Below are 6,584 nucleotides of genomic sequence, written 5' to 3' on the forward strand. Positions count from 1 at the left end.
GAAGCAGAATTTTTCCAGATGATATAAATATAGTTATACCTTATAAAGAAGGTTATGTTGAAAAAATTTGGGCAAGATCTTTTGATTATATAAAAAAAGAAAATATTTATATTTTATCTTTATTGAAAGATTCTGTTTATGATGAGAATTTAAAGAAAGATTCTCTTGTTGCTTGTAAATATTTTAATAACGGAAAAAGTGAAGTTTTGATTTTCTTGGGAGTTACAGAAATTTTGTAAAATCATGTATAATATTGTTATTGTCATATATTAAATAATATGTTATTGTAATAAATAGTGAAAATTTGAAAAGTTATGTTTAGGAGTAATTGTTATGAAAATGTGGTCAGGAAGATTTGCTGAGCAAAATGCAAAAGAAGTTGATATTTTTAATAACTCTCTTCATTTTGATAAAGTGTTATATAAATATGATATTAAAGGAAGTATAGCTCATGTAAAAATGCTTAGCAAACAAGGTATAATTACAAAAGAAGATGAAATTAAGCTTGTTGAAGCTTTAGAAAATTTAATGAAAGACATAGACGAGGGAAAAGTTACTTTTAATGAAGAATATGAAGATATTCACATGGCTGTTGAAAGTATCTTAACTGACAGAATAGGGGATAGTGCAAAGAGAATTCACACTTGCAGAAGTCGTAACGATCAAGTGGCTCTTGATATGAAGATGTATGTTAAAGCTGAAATAATGGAAGTTATGGGGCTTGTGAAAAATCTTATTTTTACATTACTTGAAATTGCAAAAGATAATACAAAAACAATAATGCCCGGATATACACATATGCAAAGAGCTCAAACAGTTACATTTGCGCATCATCTTTGTGCTTATGTAGAAATGTTTAGAAGAGATATGGATAGACTTAAAGATGCATACAAAAGAACAAACGTTATGCCTCTTGGGGCAGGTGCACTTGCTTGTTCTACATTTGATATCGATAGGGATTATGTTGCAAGTTTACTTGATTTTGACAGCATTACTTTAAATTCTCTTGATACTGTATCTGACAGAGATTATGTAATTGAGCTTTTAGATGATTTGGCTATAATAATGATGCATTTATCTCGTTTTAACGAAGAGATTATTTACTGGGCTAGTGATGAGTTTAAATTTATTACTGTTTCAGATAAATATTCTACAGGTTCATCAATGATGCCTCAAAAGAAAAACCCTGATGTTGCAGAGCTTATAAGAGGTAAAACAGGCAGGGTTTATGGTAATTTAATGGCGATGTTAACAGTTATGAAAGGTCTTCCTCTTGCTTATAACAAAGATATGCAAGAAGATAAAGAATCAACTTTTGACAGTGTAGATACAGTAAAACAATGTTTAAGCATATTTACTGGAATGATTGATACAATAACCGTAAATAAAGATGTATTAAAAGATGCTTGTGTAAACAGCTTTATGAATGCAACAGATGTTGCGGAATATTTAGTTAAAAAAGGATGTCCATTTAGAGATGCGCATTTTGTGGTTGGTAATTTAGTTGGAAAATGTGTAAGAGAAAATAAATTCCTTCAAGATTTAACCTTAGATGAATTTAGAGAACAAAATGAGCTTTTTGAAGATGATATTTACGAAGTACTTCATGTTACAACGGGAATAAACAAAAAGAATATGACAGCATCTCCGAAAGAAGATATAGTTAAAAAATACATAGAAAAAATACTTGATGAAATAAAATAAAAGACAACGTGATGTTGTCTTTTTTATTTCTAATATTATGGAAAAGTTTTTTATTTTGATTTATAATTATATAAAATTATATAATATTTGTATTTGAGGTAATAAAATGATTTGCCCAAAATGTGGTTATGATAATAACAGGAGAAATGATTGTTGCAGTGAGTGTGGATTTTCTTTAAAAGAAAGAAAGGTAATAAATAAAAACGACAATAATATTACATATGCAGAATTATTAACTAAACGGTATATCAGATATAAGACAATTCAAAATATTTCAGGTATGGTATTTTTAATTTCATTTATGACTATGTTTTTTGCTATTGATTCTGATTATGATATTATAGAGTTTATAGGAACTATAGGTATGTTATTGATATTACCGTCTTTGTTTTTATATATTATTTTTGGAATAGTAAGATATATACAAAAGAGGAAAATTACAAAAGAACTTGACAATTAAAAAAAGATTATTATATAAAATTTTTTATATGGAGAATAAGTTATGAAAATATTGGTTGCAATGGATTCCTTTAAGGAAAGTCTATCTTCTCTTGAAGCAGGGAATGCCGTAAAAGAGGGGATACTTAGTGTTGATGAAAATATAGATGTTGTTGTTAAGTCTTTTGCTGACGGAGGCGAAGGCAGTATAGAGTCTGTTATGGAGGATATTAACGGAGAAAGGATTGATTTAAAAGTCCATAATCCTTTGGGAGAAATAATTGATAGTTATTATGAGATTATGGATGATACTGCTTTTATTGAAATGGCAAAATGTTCTGGACTTGATTTGATACCTGAAAGCGAAAGAGACCCTATGATTACTTCGTCTTTCGGGGTTGGGGAAATGATTAGAGATGCTATTCGCAGAGGTATTAGAAATTTTGTAGTATTTATTGGTGGAAGTGCTACAAATGACGGCGGATGTGGCATGTTAAAAGCCTTAGGATATAGATTTTATGATGAATTTAATAATTTAATTCCTGCCGGTGGTGGTAAACTAAATAGACTTCATTATATTGATGAAAGCAGAGCTATGGAAGAAATAAAAGAATGTAAATTCGTTGTGGCTTCTGATGTTAAAAATCCACTTTGTGGAGAAGAGGGTGCAAGTATGGTTTATTCTATTCAAAAAGGTGCTGATGAAAAAATGGCATTTGATTTAGATTACAGCCTTAAAAGACTTGCAAAGGAAACATATGATAAATGGGGAATAGATTACAGCAATAAAGAAGGTGCCGGTGCTGCCGGAGGAATCGGGTTTGCTTTTATGGCATTTCTTGGGGGTAAAATTATTTCCGGAGTAGATGCTGTTTTAGATTATTCAAAGATAAAAGAAGAGATAAAAGATTGTGATTATGTTATAACAGGGGAAGGTAAATTTGATAGACAATCTTTTATGGGTAAAGCTGCGGTTAGTCTTTGTATAATGGCAAAGGAATATAATGTGAAAACAATACTGCTTGCAGGTAGTGTCGAAAGTGAAGATAAGCTTGACAGTGAGTTTATTGATGGATATTTTTCAATAATTCATAAACCTATGGAACTGGAAGAACTAACTAAAAAAGATACTGCGTATAAAAATTTAAAAAATACAGCAAGACAAATTTTTAAAGTGATAGTTTAAAGCAGGTTTTAGCCTGCTTTTTTTTTGTATAAAAAAAACTCTGAAAAATCAGAGTTTAAATTTCATAAAAATGGAGCTGATGATAGGACTTGAACCTACAACCTGCTGATTACAAATCAGCTGCTCTACCGATTGAGCCACATCAGCACCGCTCATATAATATACTAAATTATTTATGTTTTGTCAACTATTTTATTCTTAAACTTCAATATATTTTTATAATTAATTAAAAATTTTTAGATACAATTATTAATATTATTTTACTATATGTAAGTTTTTTAATATTTATTTTTAAAATACTATTAAAGTTATTAATTGGTATTAAATATTTGCAATAGAGATAAAAAGATAACAATTATTATATAAAAAGTAAATAAAAAAACTCTGAATACTCAGAGTTAAAAGGCATAAAAATGGAGCTGATGATAGGACTTGAACCTACAACCTGCTGATTACAAATCAGCTGCTCTACCGATTGAGCCACATCAGCACCGCCTATATAATATACTAAATTATTTTGCTTTTGTCAACTGTTTTTTTTATTTTATTTATTTTTATGTTTTATTTTAAATATAGTTTAAAAATCTTGTAAAAAGTTGGGACAAAATTTTTGGGAAAACATGGTATAATGATATCGTAAAAAATTATAAATAGCAGCTGTTATATATTAATCATTCAAATAAAAGAGTCAAAGTTAATTTGCTTTGGCTCTTTTTTGTTGGGAAGGAGAAGGGATGAAAAATAAAACTTTACTAGTTAATAAAAAGCGCATTGATGTAAGCGACGAAGTTTATAAAGCTTACTACAAAGAAAGAGAACATGAACGATATCTTTATAAAAAAGCGAAAGACAAAGAGTATTCATATGAAAATATGAAGGAAAATGGGATACAGTTTGAATATAATCAGGGTATGTATATTCAGTGTGAAGACGAAATAATAAAAAAATTAGAAATAGAAAAATTGAATTTAATACTTAAAGATTTAAGCAAAGATGAAAGAAGACTTGTTTATCTGTATTATTTTGAAAATAAGACAGAAAAGGAAATAAGTCTTCTTTTTAATTTGTCTCAAAAGGCAATAAATAAACGAAAAAATAATATTATAAAAAAACTTAGAAATTTTTATCAAACAAGGTACTTAAATATATAAAAATTTCCTTAAAGATATGAAAGAGAAATATTTGACAATTAAATAATCGTATATTTCAAAGTAGATTTTATATGTTGCAAATTTTTAAATTAAACGATTGCTTGTATTGTCAGAAAAGGAGGATAGTTATGGTTGAGATTAAATGTATTTCAGGCGATCCATTTTATATGGAGTCAAAGCTTGAAGAGGCTATGAATGAAGGGTTTGAAATAATAGATATTACAACAAATTTGTATCATAGCAGTGGCGGAGAAAGAAAAGAGACTACGGCTTATCTAAAAAAAGTAATTAATTAGTTTAAAAGTATGAATAAATAAAAAATAAAGGCAGTTATATATAGAAATAGTTTTTAATGTTATTTATTTCATACTTTTTATATAAAACTTTTTCTTAGATATTTTAAGGAAATGAATTACGCTGAATGTCAGCGAAAACAACAGAAAGGAGATGATTTGTTTATGTTTGAAGAAACGATTGTGACAGTAAAAGAAAATCCTATTCAAAGAAAAGTTCTTATGATTCCAAAATTCAGGTTTGATGAAGTAAATGAAAAATATAAGCAAAATAAAAAAGATATTTTACTTTTGAAAGAAGAATTAAAGAAAAAAGAGAATGAGAAAAATCTTTTACTAAATGATATAAAAAATATTAAACAATCCTATGAAAAAGCTCTGATTAACTTACAGGTAAAGGAGACATTTGTGGAAGGTGGAATATTAAAAAAACAATATGAAACAATAATTCCAAAAATGACCTGCAAAGAAAATGAAAAGCCAGATTTGGCAAAAGCAATAGTTGACTTAATAAAACAAACAAAAGAAAAAGAAAAGGAGATTTAAAAAATGGCAATTAGTACACAAGGAACAAAATTAAATATTACAGGAACAAAAGGAGAAGAACCTATCAATATTGATGTAGCGATTAAATCATTCCCTGATTTAGGAGCTGCACCGGCAGCAATTGAAGTAACTTGCTTATCAGATGATTCACAAAAATTCATCCCTGGTATTAAAGGTATGGCTGCTATGGAATTTGTTGCAAATTATGATGCAAATGTTTTTGAACAATTAGTTGGCGCAGAAGGTGAAGAATTAACATATAAAATTAACTTTGGTGAAACAGAATATTCTTTCACAGGTAAACATAACGCATTAATCGTAGGTGCTGGTTTAAATGTTGCAGTAGATATGAAAGTTGTTGTTTTACCAAGTTCAAAAATTTCAAAAAGCATTGCGTAGATAATAAATATAGAGGAGGAAACTCCTCTATAAAAAAGTATTTTATAAAATATTTTGAAAGGAAAAAACAAAATGATTATTAACAATAAAACATATACAATACCTGATTTGAATTTTAATGCAATTTGTAAATTGGAAGATATGGGGATTGCTTTAACTAATATGGATAAAATGATTTTATCTACTGTAAGAGGTTTTTTAGCACTATGTATGAATGGTGATTTTGAAAAAGCGGGAAGCGAATTGGAAGCACATCTTGAAAATGGAGGTTCTCTTGATGAAATACTACAAGAGATTAATAATGCAGTAGAACAAAGCGGTTTTTTTCAAGCTCTCAACAAGACAGCGAAGAAGGAAGCTTAACAGGTATAAAAAGAAAAGAAGAAAAATCTAATATAAAATCTTTAAAGGATTATATTGAGGAAGAATATCTCGTTAATGCACTTGCCATTGGAATTGATTATAATTTATTTTGGAAGCTTACTCCTAAGGAAGTTACATTTTTTGTTAAAGCATATGAAATAAAGAAAAAAAATGAAATTGAAAAAATCAATTTTAGTTCATGGATAAATGGTATTTATATATCTCATGCTATTGCAAGTGTTTTAGGAGATAATAATAAATATCCAGGTAAGCCTTTTGAGATATTTAATGAAAACAAAGAAGAAGAAATTAAAAATAATGAAGAGATTTTCAGTGCTTATGTTACTATGTTTAATAATGAATTTGAAAAGAAAGCTAAATAATATAGCTTTCTTTTTTAGTTATTATATCTTTTGATGTATTTTATTTGATTTTTGTTTAGCTTAATATTTAGGTATTCAAAAATAGAGGCATAATCTAATAGTTTGATATTTGTATTTATAT

At 27.8% G+C, this 6,584-nt stretch carries 9 protein-coding genes and 2 tRNA genes; 9 read left to right on the forward strand and 2 right to left on the reverse strand.

The window, feature by feature from the left end; all coding sequences use genetic code 11:
* The 4 genes from FGQ49_RS10445 to FGQ49_RS09835 all read left to right on the forward strand — a co-directional run.
* Positions 1 to 239, forward strand: a 239-nt coding sequence (locus FGQ49_RS10445) for a hypothetical protein (RefSeq protein ID WP_171020679.1), incomplete at its 5' end; no start/stop codon positions are given.
* Between the two features lie 94 nt (positions 240 to 333).
* Positions 334 to 1,704 (forward strand): argininosuccinate lyase, encoded by a 1,371-nt coding sequence (gene argH / locus FGQ49_RS09825; protein ID WP_138269695.1) that lies wholly within the window; start codon positions 334 to 336, stop codon positions 1,702 to 1,704.
* Positions 1,705 to 1,810: 106 nt separating this feature from the next.
* Positions 1,811 to 2,164 carry a hypothetical protein gene (locus tag FGQ49_RS09830; protein WP_138269696.1) on the forward strand — a complete coding sequence of 118 codons (354 nt, stop codon included), beginning with the start codon at positions 1,811 to 1,813 and terminating at the stop codon, positions 2,162 to 2,164.
* 42 nt (positions 2,165 to 2,206) lie between these two features.
* Positions 2,207 to 3,328, forward strand: coding sequence for a glycerate kinase family protein (locus FGQ49_RS09835; protein ID WP_138269697.1), 1,122 nt, complete (start codon positions 2,207 to 2,209; stop codon positions 3,326 to 3,328).
* A 71-nt stretch (positions 3,329 to 3,399) separates the two neighbouring features.
* Here FGQ49_RS09835 and FGQ49_RS09840 read toward each other — a convergent pair.
* Both FGQ49_RS09840 and FGQ49_RS09845 read right to left on the reverse strand, forming a co-directional pair.
* Positions 3,400 to 3,475 (reverse strand) — tRNA-Thr (locus tag FGQ49_RS09840).
* Between the two features lie 267 nt (positions 3,476 to 3,742).
* Positions 3,743 to 3,818: transfer RNA gene (locus FGQ49_RS09845), tRNA-Thr, on the reverse strand.
* Between the two features lie 244 nt (positions 3,819 to 4,062).
* Between FGQ49_RS09845 and FGQ49_RS09850 the strand changes: the two genes are divergently transcribed.
* The 5 genes from FGQ49_RS09850 to FGQ49_RS09865 all read left to right on the forward strand — a co-directional run bounded on the left by FGQ49_RS09850 (position 4,063) and on the right by FGQ49_RS09865 (position 6,080).
* Positions 4,063 to 4,479 (forward strand): sigma factor-like helix-turn-helix DNA-binding protein, encoded by a 417-nt coding sequence (locus tag FGQ49_RS09850; protein ID WP_138269698.1) that lies wholly within the window; start codon positions 4,063 to 4,065, stop codon positions 4,477 to 4,479.
* Positions 4,480 to 4,607: 128 nt separating this feature from the next.
* Positions 4,608 to 4,775: a hypothetical protein gene (locus FGQ49_RS10450; RefSeq protein WP_171020680.1), complete on the forward strand. Its 168-nt coding sequence runs from the start codon at positions 4,608 to 4,610 to the stop codon at positions 4,773 to 4,775.
* Between the two features lie 162 nt (positions 4,776 to 4,937).
* On the forward strand, positions 4,938 to 5,318 hold the full coding sequence (locus FGQ49_RS09855) for a hypothetical protein (RefSeq protein WP_138269699.1): 381 nt from the start codon (positions 4,938 to 4,940) through the stop codon (positions 5,316 to 5,318).
* A gap of 3 nt (positions 5,319 to 5,321) precedes the next feature.
* Positions 5,322 to 5,717, forward strand: a complete 396-nt coding sequence (locus FGQ49_RS09860) for a hypothetical protein (RefSeq protein WP_138269700.1) — start codon at positions 5,322 to 5,324, stop codon at positions 5,715 to 5,717.
* A 72-nt stretch (positions 5,718 to 5,789) separates the two neighbouring features.
* Positions 5,790 to 6,080, forward strand: a complete 291-nt coding sequence (locus tag FGQ49_RS09865) for a hypothetical protein (protein WP_138269701.1) — start codon at positions 5,790 to 5,792, stop codon at positions 6,078 to 6,080.
* Positions 6,081 to 6,584: the final 504 nt, after the last annotated feature.

Origin of the sequence: Anaerofustis stercorihominis (genome assembly GCF_005844425.1) — a bacterium.
Lineage (GTDB): Bacteria > Bacillota > Clostridia > Eubacteriales > Anaerofustaceae > Anaerofustis > Anaerofustis butyriciformans.

Excerpts from the sequence above, each read along its gene's own strand:
- FGQ49_RS09855 (WP_138269699.1), top strand. The coding sequence starts at position 4,938 with ATGTTTGAAGAAACGATTGTGACAGTAAAAGAAAATCCTATTCAAAGA.
- FGQ49_RS09835 (WP_138269697.1), top strand. The coding sequence starts at position 2,207 with ATGAAAATATTGGTTGCAATGGATTCCTTTAAGGAAAGTCTATCTTCT.
- FGQ49_RS09865 (WP_138269701.1), top strand. The coding sequence starts at position 5,790 with ATGATTATTAACAATAAAACATATACAATACCTGATTTGAATTTTAAT.
- FGQ49_RS09850 (WP_138269698.1), top strand. The coding sequence starts at position 4,063 with ATGAAAAATAAAACTTTACTAGTTAATAAAAAGCGCATTGATGTAAGC.
- FGQ49_RS09830 (WP_138269696.1), top strand. The coding sequence starts at position 1,811 with ATGATTTGCCCAAAATGTGGTTATGATAATAACAGGAGAAATGATTGT.
- FGQ49_RS10450 (WP_171020680.1), top strand. The coding sequence starts at position 4,608 with ATGGTTGAGATTAAATGTATTTCAGGCGATCCATTTTATATGGAGTCA.
- FGQ49_RS09860 (WP_138269700.1), top strand. The coding sequence starts at position 5,322 with ATGGCAATTAGTACACAAGGAACAAAATTAAATATTACAGGAACAAAA.
- argH (WP_138269695.1), top strand. The coding sequence starts at position 334 with ATGAAAATGTGGTCAGGAAGATTTGCTGAGCAAAATGCAAAAGAAGTT.